The sequence below is a fragment of the Algoriphagus lutimaris genome, assembly GCF_017051705.1.
GTDB lineage: Bacteria > Bacteroidota > Bacteroidia > Cytophagales > Cyclobacteriaceae > Algoriphagus > Algoriphagus lutimaris.
Map to the genome: position 1 here is coordinate 849,267 of NZ_JAFIDJ010000001.1, position 14,381 is coordinate 863,647.

Here is a 14,381-nt window from a genome sequence, read left to right on the forward strand (position 1 = left end):
ATGAATAGAAAAATAATCACATACCTAAAAGCAAGTGGCATTCCGCTACTTGCTTTTTGTTTTAATATAACTACTGGTTTCGCCCAAGAGTTGAAGTCTCTTTCTGGGGCCAATAGTCCTCAGGATGATCAAAACCCGGTTTGGATTGGAGATAATATGCTTTTGTTTAGTAGGGCATTTCATCCAATCAATCTTGGTGGAGTGACCGATCCAGGTGATATCTGGATGACCAAAAAGAATGAAAAAGGGGAGTGGGAAGAAGCGATTCACCGCGCTGATTTAAGTACTGATGGTTACGATTTTGCCTTAGGTCTGGAAGATGCCTTGACCTTATTGGTATATCATAAAGGTTCAGGTAGGAATGGAATGTACCAATATTCTAAGTTTGGAACGGATTGGAATTTTTTACGACAGGTAAATTTCCCTGGACTAGAAGACCTTCAAGGACAGCTACTAGGAAGAGTTGCAAATGGAGGTAAACTTATATTTTTATCAGGGAAAAGAGCAGATAGCTATGGGAACGAGGATATTTTCGTCAGTGAAAAAACGGGAGTAATTGATTGGTCTGTTCCGGTTAACCTTGGATCTGCCATCAATACAAAAGGGCAGGAGATGAGTCCTTATTACAATCCGGAAAAGCAATTGCTATATTTTTCCTCAAATATGCATGAAGGTGCAGAAGGGAAAGATATTTTTATAGCTAAAAAAACAGGAGAAGGATGGAAAGACTGGAGTAAACCTACCAAGTGGGAACAGATCAGTTCTAGAGGTTCGGAAGTTTCCGTAACATTTATTTCTGATACGGAGGTAGTATGGTCCAGTACCACAAATAGTGATGGGTTTGCCGATTTAATGACCTTTGAGACTATTGTTCCTTTGGAAACTCCTGAAGAATTTTCTCCTGCACCACCCGCAATCTCACCTCCTAAACAGTCAATTAGTGAAGCTATGCCTATTGCTAATACTTCGGATTCTATCAGTCCAATTTTCCCTAGAACAGCTATTGGAAAAGCTGAAATACAACTGAGTCAACTGGAAAATACAAAGCCTAAGATGGAAGAAAAAGAAAGCCCGATAGCTTGGTTGGTAATTGATGCTAAGAATAACAAACGACTGGACTTTACGATTCATTTGAAAAAAGGAGAAATTGAAAAATCTTTCAATAATTTAGATTCCTTATACATTTCAAAACTCTTATCCAATGGAGTGAATGAAGTTAAAGTGATGTCTCAAGGATTCTTCCCTAAATATCTGGCTATTAGTGATATAAAATCAAATGATAAGACGGTTGTATTAATGACAAAAGTAGAGCCTGGTAGTGTATTGCTCTTAGATAAAGTAAACTTTAAAAGAGGTACTTCTGAATTGGAGGGAGCAGAAACGGTTGCCTCCCTCACAGAGTTGGCCTACTTTCTTGTAGAAAATCCAACTGTAAAAATCAGGATTAATGGGCATACCGATAGTGTTGGGGACCCTGGTTTAAATAAAGGTCTATCTTTAGAAAGAGCCGGTAGCGTGAGAGATTTTTTAGTTGATAAAGGAGTGGAATTTGAAAATTTAAGGATTTCTGGATGGGGAGGGACAAGACCGATAGCTTCCAATGCCACAGAAGTAGGAAGATCAAAAAATAGAAGGGTTGAATTAGAAGTAATTCAATGAAAAAAGGCTTTGAGTGAATTCACTCAAAGCCTTTTCTAATTATAAAGAATAATTTCCTCGATAGTTTCGTTTTACAAATTGGTTGGCTGGCTCAAAATTAGTGATCTTCATATTCTCACCATCCCAAAGTAATTTGATTCCTCTTCCTGGATAATCAAATTGATTGTCTTGCCCTTCTTTCGCTACTCGGTAATCATAGCTTCTGATCGCAAGATTACCCATTAACACTGATTCAGTTAAAGGACCTGCTATAGAGAAAGGAGAGCTTAATTGATCAAACTCCTTGGAACCATGCCCTGCGATACAAGCATCTACCCAGTTGGCATAGTGTCCACGGTCTCCATTTGGAACTCGATATAAGGTTTCTGGCACCTTGATGTCTTTGGTTCTTGAAGTAGGGAGTAGTTGAGGGTTTATTCCATAGGTTGAACACATCATTTTACCTTCTGTGCCTTCTATAATTACACCATTTCCTCCATCTCCCATTTGTTCATTCGGTTCCAATTCTTCTGGTCTGGTTGGTTGAATACCTCCATCCATCCAGTGGAATTCCAGATCTTCCTTGCCTGGTCTATCAAATCGAAGTGTAATATGAGAGGAAGGAGGACAACTTTCAGGGAAATACCCACGCTGAAATTCTCCAACATAAACTGAACCTACAGACGCTTCAGCTGATTTAGGATAGCCAAGTCCTAACACTCTAAAAGGTGGTTCCATAATATGGCAAGCCATATCTCCTAATGCACCAGTACCATAATCCCACCAACCTCTCCAGTTGAAAGGTACAAGGTTACCAACATAATCTTTATAAGGAGCAGTACCTAGCCATAGATCCCAATCCAAATCAGAAGGAGGGGTAATTGGTTTTTCAGGCCATTGGATTCCTTGAGGCCAAACAGGACGATTTGTCCAAGAGTAAACTTTGGTTGCCTCACCTATTAATTCAGCATTATACCACTCAACCATTTTTCTAACGCCATCACCTGAAGATCCTTGATTACCCATCTGGGTTACTACCTTGTATTTTTCAGCAGCCTCTGTGAGCATTCTAGCTTCATAAATATCATGGGACAAAGGTTTCTGTACATAAACATGTTTGCCCATTTTCATGGCCATCATCGCAATTACGGCATGCATATGGTCTGGAGTTGAGACAGAAACAGCATCAATATTATTGCCTTCTTTTTCCAACATTTCACGGTAGTCCTTGTAGTAGGCTGCCTTTGGGTGTGCTTCTCTACTTCCTTTGGCTCTAGAATCATCTACATCACAAAGCGCAATCATATCTACCTTACCAGTAGAATAAATACCTCTTACATCTCCGCCTCCCATTCCACCAACACCTACGCTGGCCACTCTCAATTTATCGCTAGGAGCTATAAATCCAGGGCCACCCAAAACATGTCTAGGTACAATATAAAATCCCGCTAAAGCTGCGGTGGTAGTTTTCATAAAATCTCGGCGAGAGTTGGCAGAGATTTGATCCTTCTTTTTCATGGAATTTTAGGTTATTGATATCAAGCACTTAAAATATAAAATGCTTATCTCATTTAATAGTTGTTTTTGCTAGTAGGTATATTTTCCTTTAAATGGTCAGCCAATGTTAAGCTACCGACCTTTATTATCAAAACCCTTTTTCGAATAAATTTGATTTGTGACTTTAAGATATTTAAAAATTTAGAGTAAGTTTAAGCAAATTAATAACCCATGAAAAAATCTATCTTAGGATTCTTATCACTCATGTCAGCTGTGGTTTTCAGTTGCCAAGAGCCTATTCACGGCTTAGATGAGTCCGCCATTATTCCTTTACCTAGCACTATTCAAACTTCCTCGGGAGCATTTGAATTAACCTCCTCTTCATCTATTCAATTGGTAGGAAATTCATCTAATCTTTCCAATTTGGGATCATTTCTAGCTTCTAAATTAAAGCCTGCTACCGGATATGAAATTCCTGTAGGAACTGAAGGTGGAGATATTCAATTAGAACTTACCGGTAATGATAAATCAGAGAAGTATACCCTTGAAATCGATGATTCCTCTGTAAAAATCTCGGCTAGCTCAGAAGCGGGTATTTTCTATGGAATTCAAACGTTAGTTCAGTTATTCCCTGTTTCCATTGAGAGTTCTTCTGTAGTAAAAGAGTCCTGGAGAATCCCAACAGGAAAAATCATGGATGAGCCAGACTATGCATATAGAGGCTCCATGCTTGATGTAGCCAGACACTTTTTTGGAGTGGAAGATGTGAAGCATTACATTGATCAGATGGCTATATTGAAGTTAAATTACCTGCACTTGCATTTAACAGATGACCAAGGTTGGAGAATTGAGATTAAATCCTGGCCAAACTTGACAGCAATAGGAGGGAAAACCGAAGTTGGGGGAGGTGAAGGAGGATTTTTTACCCAAGAAGATTACAAAGATATCGTTGCCTATGCAGCTCAAAACTATATCACTGTAGTTCCTGAAATAGATATGCCTGGTCATACCAATGCAGCTTTAGCTTCTTATGGTGAGTTAAATCCAGGTGTGAATTTGCCAGATGGGGATTTCAGCACAATGAGGGAAGGGAAAATCGATTTTGATATTTTGGATAGAAATCCTCAGCCAGCAGAATTATATACGGGTATTGAAGTAGGGTTTAGTACATTTGCCACTAATAAAGAAATCACTTATCAATTTATTGAGGATGTAATTAGAGAAATCTCTGAAATTACTCCTGGACCATACTTTCATATTGGTGGGGATGAGTCCCATGTTACCGAAAAAGACGATTATATCTATTTCGTTGAGAAAGTACAGGAGCTTACTGCGAAATATGGAAAGACCAGTATAGGATGGGATGAAATTGCCACAACAAAGTTAAAGGAAGGGAATATAGCTCAATTCTGGGCTTTGGCAGATAATGCCAAATTGGCCAAAGATCAAGGAAACCAAGTTTTGATGTCTCCTTCCAAAAAGGCTTACCTAGATATGCAATATGATTCTACCAGTAGATTGGGGCTTCATTGGGCTGCATATATAGAATTGGATTCTGCCTACATGTGGGACCCAGCCACTTATGCCGATGGAATTAATAAATCTGATGTGATTGGGGTGGAAGCACCTTTATGGACCGAGACTATTACCAGTAGATCAGATATTGAGTACATGGTATTCCCAAGATTGGCTGCGATAGCGGAGGTAGCGTGGACTCCAACTCCAAAAAGAAATTGGCCGGACTTTCAACGCCGGATTGCTGTGATGGGAAAAAGATGGGATATCAACGGCATTGAATTTTATAAATCACCAAAAGTCAATTGGTAAGATTTCTTGATCTTCAAAACCCGGGTGTAGTCTGAATACACTCGGGTTTTTTATTACCATTCTTAATCAAAAACCTTTGATATTGCTCAAATTGGGGCTATTATCGGGATTAAATGATATTCGAAACCTACTAAACCACAAAAAATATACGCTATGGGCGATCTAATTATATCCTTCAGCAATTGGATTTGGGGCACTCCAATGTTGATCATGTTGCTTGGAGGAGGAGTGATCCTATTTTTTCATTCGGGATTTATTCCTTTTAGAAAGATAGGCCATGCTATTCGGTTACTTAGTGGAAAGTATGACAATGAGTTAGCTCCAGGTCAAATTACTTCTTTTCAGGCATTATCTTCTGCTATTGCAGCCACAGTGGGATTAGGGAATATCAGTGGAGTTGCTATTGCCATCAATATGGGAGGTCCAGGAGCTATTTTTTGGATGTGGATTTCTGCATTTGTTGGAATGGCCACCAAATATTACACCTGTAGCTTAGCCATTATGTTTCGAGGAAAGGATTCGTCTGGAGAAGTCCAGGGTGGTCCTATGTATGTGATAGAAGAGGGGATGGGTAAGAAGTGGAAGTTTCTTTCTGTTATTTTCTGTACCGCTGGTATATTGGGGTTATTAGCGATTTTCCAGGCCAATCAGCTCACTGCAGTATTGAGGGCTGTGATATTTATGCCTGCTGGTTTGGATGGGGGAGAAACCTCTAGGTTTATCCTAGCAGGGATAGATTTAGGGCAAAGTACGCGTTGGATATTAGGGGTTACCATGATGCTTTTGGTAGCTATTGTAATTTTAGGTGGCATTAAAAGAATTGCCGCAGTTGCCTCTCGTATGGTTCCTTTTATGGTTGCCCTTTATTTTGTGACAGTTCTGTTGATCGTATTCAATTATATTGATGAAGTTCCTGCCATGATATGGAAAATAATTGAAGATGCTTTCACAGGAAATGCCATTGCAGGTGGAGCTGTCGGTGCGGTGATCATCACTGGCGCCAGAAGAGCAGCTTTTTCCAATGAAGCTGGAATTGGTACAGCTCCAATGGTGCATGGAGCATCCAAAAACAACGAACCGATTCGTGAAGGTTTGATCGCTATGTTGGGTCCATTTATTGACACGATAGTAGTATGTACCCTAACGGCTTTAGTGATCATGCTAACAGGAGTATGGGAGACTACCGAGCATGATGGTGTAAGGTTGACGTTAAATGCATTCGAAATGGCTTTGCCTGGAATAGGGAAATATTTGCTGATGGTTGCGGTATTGATTTTTGCCCTATCGACGATGTTTACCTATTCCTATTATGGGCATAAATGTTTCAATTATTTGTTTGGAGCCGATAAGGCTGATTATTACAATTACTTTTACCTAGCCACCATTGTCTTGGGGGCGGTAGCTTCTTTGGATGTTGTAATCAGTCTGGTAGATGGAATGTATGCGATTATGGCAATACCAACTATGATTTCTACTATTTACTTAGCTCCAAAAGTAAAAGAGGCATCTAAGGATTATTTTAAGAGAATGAAAAATGTATAAGAGGTGAATGTTCTCATTGCTCCAAACGCTTTCAAAGGTACCCTTTCTGCGATTGAAGCAGGAGAAATAATTGCATCTTCTATTCGCTCTCGAAACCCAAAAGCTTCGATTGAGGTGATCCCTATTGGAGATGGGGGAGATGGTACCTGTGAATTATTGGGCTACTCACTAGGTTTGACCTTCGTTTCCTTTTGGTGCCTCAATGCGGTTGGTAAGCCAGTATTGGGAAGCTATTACCTAAATGAAGACAAAGCTTATATAGATGTTTCAGCATTTTCTGGCTTAGGTCAGCTCCCACCTCATGAATTGGATATAAAAGTCAGCTCAACTTATGGAACAGGTCAAGCTATTCAGCATGCAATTTCCAAAGGTGCAAAAGAGATTATTCTAGGGCTTGGTGGGAGTGCTACCATTGATTTAGGAATTGGGATTTTACAGGCGTTGGGTATTCATTTTCTGGATGCCAATGGTCGGAATCTTATTCCATTTTCAAAGGACTTTTTATTTAAAATTAAGCACATTCAAAAAGGCCCTAAAATCCCTAAGGTGAAATTTACATGTCTCTGTGATGTGAAGAATACATTTGGGGGTCCTGATGGAGCTATTCCTGTCTTTGGACCTCAAAAAGGTCTAATAAGCGAGGAAATATCCAAATATGAAAATCAATGTGAATTATTGTTGGAAATGATGTATCGCAAATCAAATCTTGCTTTTCAGGATAAATCTGGATTTGGAGCAGCAGGAGGAATCGCAGCTGGGCTGTCTGGTTTTTTTGAAACCAAGATTGAAACTGGAGCCACCTATTTCTTTGGTCAAATTAGTTTGGAAAAAAAGCTGGAAAAAGCTGATTTTCTGATTACTGGTGAGGGGAGGTATGACAACCAGTCAAAATCTGGAAAGGCCTGTTTTGAACTATTGAAATTGGCCGAAAAATATCAGAAGCCTATTTTTTTGATTACTTCTGGAGAGGAGGCACTGAGCGAAGAGTTTACTAGAGTGTATCAACTTCCGGATCTAAACTTTCAAAAAAACAATTTTCGGGAAGTCGCAAAAAAAAATCTGAAGGAAATTTCTCAAACTATTGATTTGGAATAAAAAAAGGAGGTAAAAAACCTCCTTTAAAATATATGCTATGTTTTAGTTACTTCTTTTTAGAAAAAGTATCCTTCACGTCAATTGCAGAAATCCCTGCTCCTAAACCGATTAATACGCAAACAATCACTAGGAAAGTTTGTGCTCCAAATGCAATTGGTGAACTGAAAATATCAAGTAGTATCATAATTTCTTTTTCATTGAACTTAACAATGCCCGAAGATAATTTCAATCATTGAAATTACCAAAGCTGAACCGGTTTAAAGCAACTATTCTTTAATCTAGATCGTCTTCTAAATCGTCGAAGTCATCTTCAAAATCCTCATCATCATCGAAATCAACAATGTTGTCATCGAGGAATTCGTTTTCTTCGTCTAGATCGTATTCATCTTCGAAATCTGCTCCGAATTCATCAGTGTCGTCAAAATCATCGAAATCGTCGAAATCGTCATCAATGTCCTCCATATCAGTTAATTAAATGGTTGTGTGAATGAATTAATGCTGCGAATTAAAATAAAATTTCATTTTAGACAATGCGATCTCAACTATTTTTTTTCAGGTTCATTCCATCCTAATTTGAATTGAAAATTTTGAGTTGAGCCTTTACAATTTCTTTAAAGTAGCAGAAAAGGCCGGGTAACTTATTAAAGCGCTGAGTACTAAGAAATAATATTTAGTTAGGCGTCTAATTGCTACTTCCCTTTCATTTACTAAGAGAAGGTAAAAAAAAATGAAATCGCTTTCAAGCAATTAAATAAAAAAACCTCCGGATGGGGAGGTTAGTTAAAAATACTTTTGATATATTTTTTTATCAGAGGTTTAGATAAATAATCCTTGACGATTTGGTATTTGCTAGCTTTGTTGATGTCCCTTTCATCCACAGAACTACTCAGAATGTATATCTGAGCCTCGTTTTGAGCGGTGTCAAACGTGTCTAAAAAATCCCATCCAGTCATCTCTGGCATATTCAAATCCAAGAATAAGTAATTGGGCTTGATATTATAAATTTCATTTAACGCAGCTTTTGCGCTTTGATACTTATAAAATTGACAAGGCTCATTTACATTCTTAGATATTAATTTTTCAGTAACAAATGTACTGATAGGATCATCGTCTATGAGAACTATGGTTAACATCAAAATGCAAAAATGTGCAACTGAACAACAATTAATATGTTACAAAAGTAACATGATGTTGGAAAAACACAAATATTTTGCCAATTTATCTTCATGCAAAATATCTTTTATTTTTCCAGCCACGATTTTCTGGCAATCCAAATTGTCTACAGATAGACTCTGCAACTGAAAATCTGTTGAAATAGAGGTTTGGCTGCGGTAGTTTTCACATATTTAATGCAATAGCCATGCCTCGTTCTTTTTAGGAGTTCTCTATTGAATTTGGTCGTTTAGGCAAATCCGTTAAAAAGCTTTCAATAATTTTATCTACAGTTTTTAGAACTTTTTTATCTTTCCCTTTTGGACTGGAAACTTCAGTCACTCCTGTTAAGGTCATTAAAAATTTGTCTTCCGCAGGATCAATAAAATCAATAATTACCTGCAGGAGCTCATAGCTCGTAGTTTTTGTTCCATAGTTAGGGTTCATATAGCTTGAGGCGGCCCATGGATCCCAAACTCTATATCCCCAATAAGGGTAGGGAGCGGGATAATTACTGGTCGTTCTTTTCCTAGGGTCCTCATTAGAGGTATATCGGATCACTAGGTCTGGTTTCTCTCTATCATAGACAAAGCCTTGGGCTTCTAATGCCTCTTGTAAATGTATCTGTACTTGATGATCTATAAATTCAGATTTGAACTCTTTCATTCCTACTTCCTGATTGATAATCACAAAAGAGGTATAGGGTCTGCTAACAGGTATTTCTGTGTTTTCTTTGAAAATATCTATGGAACTACAGGATGAAATGATTAATAGCAGAAGTCCTAATGCGTAATTGCGTTTAATCGAAAACATGTTGGGTAATATTTGGTCTTACTTGATACGAAATGCCCTAACCAAAGTTAGATTGGACTATATAAACGAATATAATGAAAGGATTATTCCACAAACTTGTTCTTGCCTAAGAATCATTGTTATTTTTGACAAAATTTTCAAGCATGCAAAAACCGGAATTTGACGATATTTTTATGGAATTGGCTGTCAACTTAGCCAAAAGGTCACATTGTATTAAAAAACATGTTGGGGCCGTTTTGACAAAGGAGACAAGAATCATTTCAATAGGATACAATGGTCCACCGGCAGGTACTCATAATTGTGATGTGGAATTTCCAGATCATGGATGCGCTAGAGATAGTAAAGGTAGCTGCTCTCTTGCGCTACATGCAGAGCAAAATGCAATTCTTTACGCTGTGAAAAATAATACTTCCGTAGAAGGCTCTACCTTATATGTAACACTTTCTCCTTGCTTGGCCTGTGCAAGAATCATTTTTTCAATGGGAATTTCCAAAGTCGTATTTCTATATTCCTATGCAGAATATAAAGGAATAGGCTCCGACGAAGGGGTAGATTTCTTGAGGAAATTTGGGGTTCAAGTAGAAAAATATCCTGAGGAATTGTTGGTTCAGGATGATCTTATTTAAATAAAGTTTACTTCAGCCTTGAGTTGGATTCCAAACTTATCGTAAACGGAAGACTGAATATTTTCAGCCAGCTCCTTAATATCACTCCCTTTACTTTCCCCGTAATTAACTAAAACTAGGGGTTGCTTGGTGTGTACTCCTGTTTCACCAAAGCGCTTACCTTTCCAACCGCTCTTTTCAATTAACCAAGCAGCTGGAACTTTTTTTCCTTCTGGCACATCGTAACCAGGGATATCCGTAAATGTTTCTTTCAGTGCATCCCATTCTTCTTCGGAAATTGTTGGGTTTTTAAAGAATGAGCCTGCATTTCCGATTTCTTTAGGATCAGGAAGCTTGGACTGCCTTATTTTAATTACAGCATCGCTGATTGCTTGAATGGACAATTCTTCATTTCCGCTTTCTTTGAGTGTTTCTTGAATAGTGCCATACTCAATATTGAATTTAGGTTTTTTATTCAATTGATAGGTTACGGAAGTGATGATGTATTGACCTTGTAACTCATTTTTAAAAACACTTTCCCTATATCCAAATTTACATTCCTCCTTAGTGAACTCCTTTTGTTCAAGGTTAGCTCTGTTTAAAGCTCTAAGACTATGAAAAACATCTTTAATTTCTACGCCATATGCTCCAATGTTCTGCATGGGGGAGGCTCCTACTGTTCCTGGAATAAGCGATAGGTTTTCTATTCCAGCCCAACCTTGAGAAATGGCATATAAAACAAATGAATGCCAATTTTCTCCTGCTCCAACTTTTACCCATACATGATCATCATCTTCATTCACTACCTCAATACCAGATATTTCAATTTTAATTACCAGTGAGTTGATATTCTGTGTTAAAAGAATATTGCTACCTCCTCCTAAAATAAAAACCTCAAGTCCCCTATTTCTGGACCATATTAAAGACTCAATTAATTGTTCTCTTGAATTAACACTAGTAAAAAATCTGGCTTTTTTATCTAAGCCAAACGTATTAAAGGGTTTAAGGGAAATGTTTTCTTGTATATTCATGAAGGAAATCTTGTATTGCGAAATAAACAAGATTTGGTCAGATAAGAAATGAAATTTTCATTCCTTTCACATATTTCATGAAAGAATTAATACTAAATGGGGTCAGAATTAGACCTGGGCAAAACTTAAATTTAGAGTTGCCAATCGCAAAACTTCCCACTCACACACTGATTGATTTACCGATTTTCATTCGATCGGCTAAGAAACCCGGTCCCGTGGTTCTAATATCAGGTGGGATTCATGGAGATGAAATCAATGGAATTGCAACAGCCAAAAAGATTCTGGAGGAAGTAGATGAAAATTTAGTGTTACGAAAAGGGACCCTGATCATTATGCCTTTAGTGAATATCTATGGGTTCTTGTCTAATAGTCGAACTTTCCCCGATGGTAGGGATTTAAACCGGAGTTTTCCTGGGAGTAAGAAAGGTTCTTTGGCTTCTCAGATCGCTTATATTTTAAGTAATGAGATCATTCCTTTGATTGATTATGGCGTTGACTTTCATACTGGAGGGAGAATGCTGACCAATTACCCCCAAATCAGAGTGGATTATAGTGATCAAGAAGCTTTAAACCTAGCTAAATCCTTTGGATCCCGTTTTGTGGTCAATTCAAAGTATATCGAAAAATCATTTCGAAAATCTGCATATAAATCTAATAAACGTATTTTAGTGTATGAGGGAGGAGAGTCCATGCGATTAGATGAGTTTGCCATTGAGGAAGGAGTACAAGGAACTAAGAGGCTTCTTGCTAGTTTAGGAATGATTGATAATTTATCGGATCCCACTCACACGATTTTCCTAAATGGAAGTGACTGGATAAGAGCCAAGGCCTCAGGAATTTTTAATTCCAATATTCAGTTAGGTGAAGCCGTGAAAAAAGGACAGGTGCTAGCCAAAATATCTGATCCTTATGGTCAAGTAAAAATTCCCGTCAAAGCACCTTCAAATGGCTTTGTCATTGGAATAAACAATATGCCTGTGATTAATGTGGGGGATGCCTTAATTCATGTAGGAAAAGAATAATTTGAAACTTTAAACTGTTAACCCTATAACTTTTATGCGTGTTGATGAACAATTCAAACACATTAGAAACCACTCTTTATTCCTTTGTAGGGATTTGATTACTGAAGACTTTAGCCTTCAGGCATCAGAAGAAGTAAGTCCCCCCAAATGGCATTTAGCTCATACCACCTGGTTTTTTGAACAATTCATTTTGATACCTTTTGCGCAAGCATACCATGTTAAGCATCCTCAATTCAACTTTTTATTCAATTCGTATTATAATTCATTAGGTACCAGAACCGCTAGAAATCAAAGGGGCTTGATGACCAGACCCTCTGTCGCTGAAGTGTTTGAATACAGGGAATATGTAGACCAAGCCATGCTGGAATTGATTGCTCAAGGGAAAGAGGAGGTGATGTCTTTAGTGGTCTTGGGGCTAAATCATGAGCAGCAACATCAAGAGCTTTTGTTAACCGATTTGAAATTCAGCCTTTGGTTTAACCCCTTAAATATCTCGGTAATGGATATAGGAGAATATGTAATTCCAAATTCTAGTCCATGGGTAGGAAAAGAAGAAGGAATCTATGAAGTAGGCTATAAGGGAAATGGATTCTGTTTTGATAATGAAATGAACGCCCATAAAGTCTATCTAAATGCTTATAGAATTTCGGGGAATTTGGTTACAAATGAAGAATACTTGGAGTTTATTAATGCAGAGGGATATCATAATCCAACTTACTGGCATGAAGAAGGTTGGGCTTGGGTTCAGCATCAAAAAATAAAAGCTCCTTTGTATTGGGAGCCTTTAGAGAATTCATGGGCTTATTATACTCTGAATGGCAAAAAGTCTATTGAATTAAAAGCCCCTGTGGCTCATGTGAGTTTCTATGAGGCTTCTGCCTTTGCAAATTGGAAGGGGAAAAGGTTGCCTACTGAATTTGAATGGGAGGTAGCACAACGTGATTTTCATTGGGGTTCGAGATGGGAATGGACCAATTCAGCGTATTTGCCCTATCCAGGATTTAAAATTGCACCAGGAGCATTAGGTGAATACAATGGTAAATTTATGGTCAATCAAATGGTGCTGAGAGGAGCCTCTGTAGCTACTCCTGAAAATCATTCGAGACCCACTTATAGAAATTTTTTTCATCCTCATTTCCGTTGGCAATTTATGGGGATCAGATTAGCCGAATCAATATAATATGAGTTCAAAAAATTTAGATTTCGGATCCTTTGCCCAAGATGTAATGCTGGGCTTAAGTTCCTATCCAAAAACCCTTCCTTCAAAATATTTTTATGATGAGAAAGGGGATAAGTTGTTTCAGGAAATCATGAATCTCCCTGAATATTATCTTACTAGAAAAGAATTTGAGATTTTTGAAAATCAGCATGAAGAAATTCTAAGGCCAATTTTGAACCTAGGTCAATATTTTAACCTGGTAGAATTAGGCGCCGGAGATGGGCTTAAGACAAAAATTTTCCTTCAATACTTAATCAAAGAAAAAGCTGATTTCGAGTATTTTCCGATAGATTTTTCGGCTACAGTCTTAGAGGAGTTGAAATTAACTCTGAAAACTGAATTTCCTGGATTAACTGTTTCTACCATTAAAGATACTTACAGAGGTTCCTTGATAAAGCGGGATTGGGATAATGGTAGGCCAAATTTGATTTTGTTTTTAGGCTCAAATCTTGGGAATTTTAGTTTGGAGGAAGCCTATGATATTTTAAATCATTTACGAATCGGAGCCAATCATCAAGATTTTGTATTGTTAGGATTGGATTTAAAGAAGAATCCCCAAACCATTTTAGATGCTTATCATGATTCAAAAGGGGTGACCAAAGCGTTTAATTTAAATCTTTTGGATAGGATTAACAGAGAACTTGATGGTGATATCAATAGGGAGAATTTCATTCATTGGCCAACCTATGAACCTGTATCTGGAGAATGCAGGAGTTATTTGGTCTCGATGGTTGAACAAACGATTAATTTAAAAGCCCTGGACCAGTCTTTTCATTTTGATGCATTTGAACCCATATTCACGGAGATAAGCAAGAAGTACAGTCTATCAGAGATTGATGATTTGGCTGTAAAAGGAGGATTTCGAACTGTAAAAAGTTTTACGGATAAGGAGAATTACTTTGCGAATATTTTGTGGCAAAGACTCTAAATCAAAAAAAGG

The 14,381-nt window shown here is 37.8% G+C and carries 14 protein-coding genes; 8 read left to right on the plus strand and 6 right to left on the minus strand.

The window, feature by feature from the left end; genetic code table 11:
* Complete coding sequence (locus JYB62_RS03480) at positions 1-1,659, plus strand: OmpA family protein (protein ID WP_205644044.1); 1,659 nt, start codon at positions 1-3, stop codon at positions 1,657-1,659.
* 39 nt (positions 1,660-1,698) lie between these two features.
* Here the strand turns inward: JYB62_RS03480 and JYB62_RS03485 are convergent, their stop codons facing one another.
* On the minus strand, positions 1,699-3,156 hold the full coding sequence (locus JYB62_RS03485) for a Gfo/Idh/MocA family protein (RefSeq protein ID WP_205644045.1): 1,458 nt from the start codon (positions 3,154-3,156) through the stop codon (positions 1,699-1,701).
* 210 nt (positions 3,157-3,366) lie between these two features.
* Between JYB62_RS03485 and JYB62_RS03490 the strand changes: the two genes are divergently transcribed.
* The 3 genes from JYB62_RS03490 to JYB62_RS03500 all read left to right on the plus strand — a co-directional run bounded on the left by JYB62_RS03490 (position 3,367) and on the right by JYB62_RS03500 (position 7,599).
* Entirely contained in the window at positions 3,367-4,962 is a 1,596-nt protein-coding gene (locus tag JYB62_RS03490; protein ID WP_205644046.1) for a beta-N-acetylhexosaminidase, read from the plus strand.
* A 153-nt stretch (positions 4,963-5,115) separates the two neighbouring features.
* Positions 5,116-6,504: an alanine/glycine:cation symporter family protein gene (locus JYB62_RS03495; protein ID WP_205644047.1), complete on the plus strand. Its 1,389-nt coding sequence runs from the start codon at positions 5,116-5,118 to the stop codon at positions 6,502-6,504.
* Between the two features lie 3 nt (positions 6,505-6,507).
* A complete protein-coding gene (locus JYB62_RS03500; protein WP_205644048.1) occupies positions 6,508-7,599 on the plus strand; it encodes a glycerate kinase family protein in 1,092 nt (363 codons plus the stop codon).
* 46 nt (positions 7,600-7,645) lie between these two features.
* Here JYB62_RS03500 and JYB62_RS03505 read toward each other — a convergent pair whose 3' ends face one another.
* The 4 genes from JYB62_RS03505 to JYB62_RS03520 form a co-directional block, all read right to left on the minus strand.
* Complete coding sequence (locus JYB62_RS03505) at positions 7,646-7,783, minus strand: hypothetical protein (protein ID WP_205645463.1); 138 nt, start codon at positions 7,781-7,783, stop codon at positions 7,646-7,648.
* A gap of 89 nt (positions 7,784-7,872) precedes the next feature.
* Positions 7,873-8,061 carry a hypothetical protein gene (locus JYB62_RS03510; RefSeq protein ID WP_074224302.1) on the minus strand — a complete coding sequence of 63 codons (189 nt, stop codon included), beginning with the start codon at positions 8,059-8,061 and terminating at the stop codon, positions 7,873-7,875.
* Positions 8,062-8,375: 314 nt separating this feature from the next.
* Entirely contained in the window at positions 8,376-8,732 is a 357-nt protein-coding gene (locus JYB62_RS03515) for a response regulator (RefSeq protein WP_205644049.1), read from the minus strand.
* 241 nt (positions 8,733-8,973) lie between these two features.
* Positions 8,974-9,564 carry a DUF4136 domain-containing protein gene (locus JYB62_RS03520; RefSeq protein WP_205644050.1) on the minus strand — a complete coding sequence of 197 codons (591 nt, stop codon included), beginning with the start codon at positions 9,562-9,564 and terminating at the stop codon, positions 8,974-8,976.
* Between the two features lie 143 nt (positions 9,565-9,707).
* Here JYB62_RS03520 and JYB62_RS03525 point away from each other — a divergent pair, with 143 nt between their 5' ends.
* Positions 9,708-10,190: a deoxycytidylate deaminase gene (locus JYB62_RS03525; protein ID WP_074224299.1), complete on the plus strand. Its 483-nt coding sequence runs from the start codon at positions 9,708-9,710 to the stop codon at positions 10,188-10,190.
* Here JYB62_RS03525 and murB read toward each other — a convergent pair.
* Entirely contained in the window at positions 10,187-11,200 is a 1,014-nt protein-coding gene (gene murB, locus JYB62_RS03530; protein WP_205644051.1) for a UDP-N-acetylmuramate dehydrogenase, read from the minus strand. The genes JYB62_RS03525 and murB overlap by 4 nt on opposite strands.
* A gap of 77 nt (positions 11,201-11,277) precedes the next feature.
* Between murB and JYB62_RS03535 the strand changes: the two genes are divergently transcribed.
* The 3 genes from JYB62_RS03535 to JYB62_RS03545 are packed head-to-tail and all read left to right on the plus strand — an operon-like array spanning position 11,278 to position 14,369.
* Entirely contained in the window at positions 11,278-12,222 is a 945-nt protein-coding gene (locus JYB62_RS03535; RefSeq protein WP_205644052.1) for a succinylglutamate desuccinylase/aspartoacylase family protein, read from the plus strand.
* Positions 12,223-12,256: 34 nt separating this feature from the next.
* Positions 12,257-13,402: an ergothioneine biosynthesis protein EgtB gene (gene egtB, locus JYB62_RS03540; protein WP_205644053.1), complete on the plus strand. Its 1,146-nt coding sequence runs from the start codon at positions 12,257-12,259 to the stop codon at positions 13,400-13,402.
* Position 13,403: 1 nt separating this feature from the next.
* Positions 13,404-14,369 (plus strand): L-histidine N(alpha)-methyltransferase, encoded by a 966-nt coding sequence (locus JYB62_RS03545; protein ID WP_205644054.1) that lies wholly within the window; start codon positions 13,404-13,406, stop codon positions 14,367-14,369.
* Positions 14,370-14,381: the final 12 nt, after the last annotated feature.

Bases quoted from the DNA above. Each gene is read 5' to 3' on its own strand.
- JYB62_RS03480 (WP_205644044.1), top strand. From the start codon at position 1: ATGAATAGAAAAATAATCACATACCTAAAAGCAAGTGGCATTCCGCTA.
- JYB62_RS03485 (WP_205644045.1), bottom strand. From the start codon at position 3,156: ATGAAAAAGAAGGATCAAATCTCTGCCAACTCTCGCCGAGATTTTATG.
- JYB62_RS03490 (WP_205644046.1), top strand. From the start codon at position 3,367: ATGAAAAAATCTATCTTAGGATTCTTATCACTCATGTCAGCTGTGGTT.
- JYB62_RS03495 (WP_205644047.1), top strand. From the start codon at position 5,116: ATGGGCGATCTAATTATATCCTTCAGCAATTGGATTTGGGGCACTCCA.
- JYB62_RS03505 (WP_205645463.1), bottom strand. From the start codon at position 7,783: ATGATACTACTTGATATTTTCAGTTCACCAATTGCATTTGGAGCACAA.
- JYB62_RS03510 (WP_074224302.1), bottom strand. From the start codon at position 8,061: ATGGAGGACATTGATGACGATTTCGACGATTTCGATGATTTTGACGAC.
- JYB62_RS03515 (WP_205644049.1), bottom strand. From the start codon at position 8,732: ATGTTAACCATAGTTCTCATAGACGATGATCCTATCAGTACATTTGTT.
- JYB62_RS03520 (WP_205644050.1), bottom strand. From the start codon at position 9,564: ATGTTTTCGATTAAACGCAATTACGCATTAGGACTTCTGCTATTAATC.
- JYB62_RS03525 (WP_074224299.1), top strand. From the start codon at position 9,708: ATGCAAAAACCGGAATTTGACGATATTTTTATGGAATTGGCTGTCAAC.
- murB (WP_205644051.1), bottom strand. From the start codon at position 11,200: ATGAATATACAAGAAAACATTTCCCTTAAACCCTTTAATACGTTTGGC.
- JYB62_RS03535 (WP_205644052.1), top strand. From the start codon at position 11,278: ATGAAAGAATTAATACTAAATGGGGTCAGAATTAGACCTGGGCAAAAC.
- egtB (WP_205644053.1), top strand. From the start codon at position 12,257: ATGCGTGTTGATGAACAATTCAAACACATTAGAAACCACTCTTTATTC.
- JYB62_RS03545 (WP_205644054.1), top strand. From the start codon at position 13,404: ATGAGTTCAAAAAATTTAGATTTCGGATCCTTTGCCCAAGATGTAATG.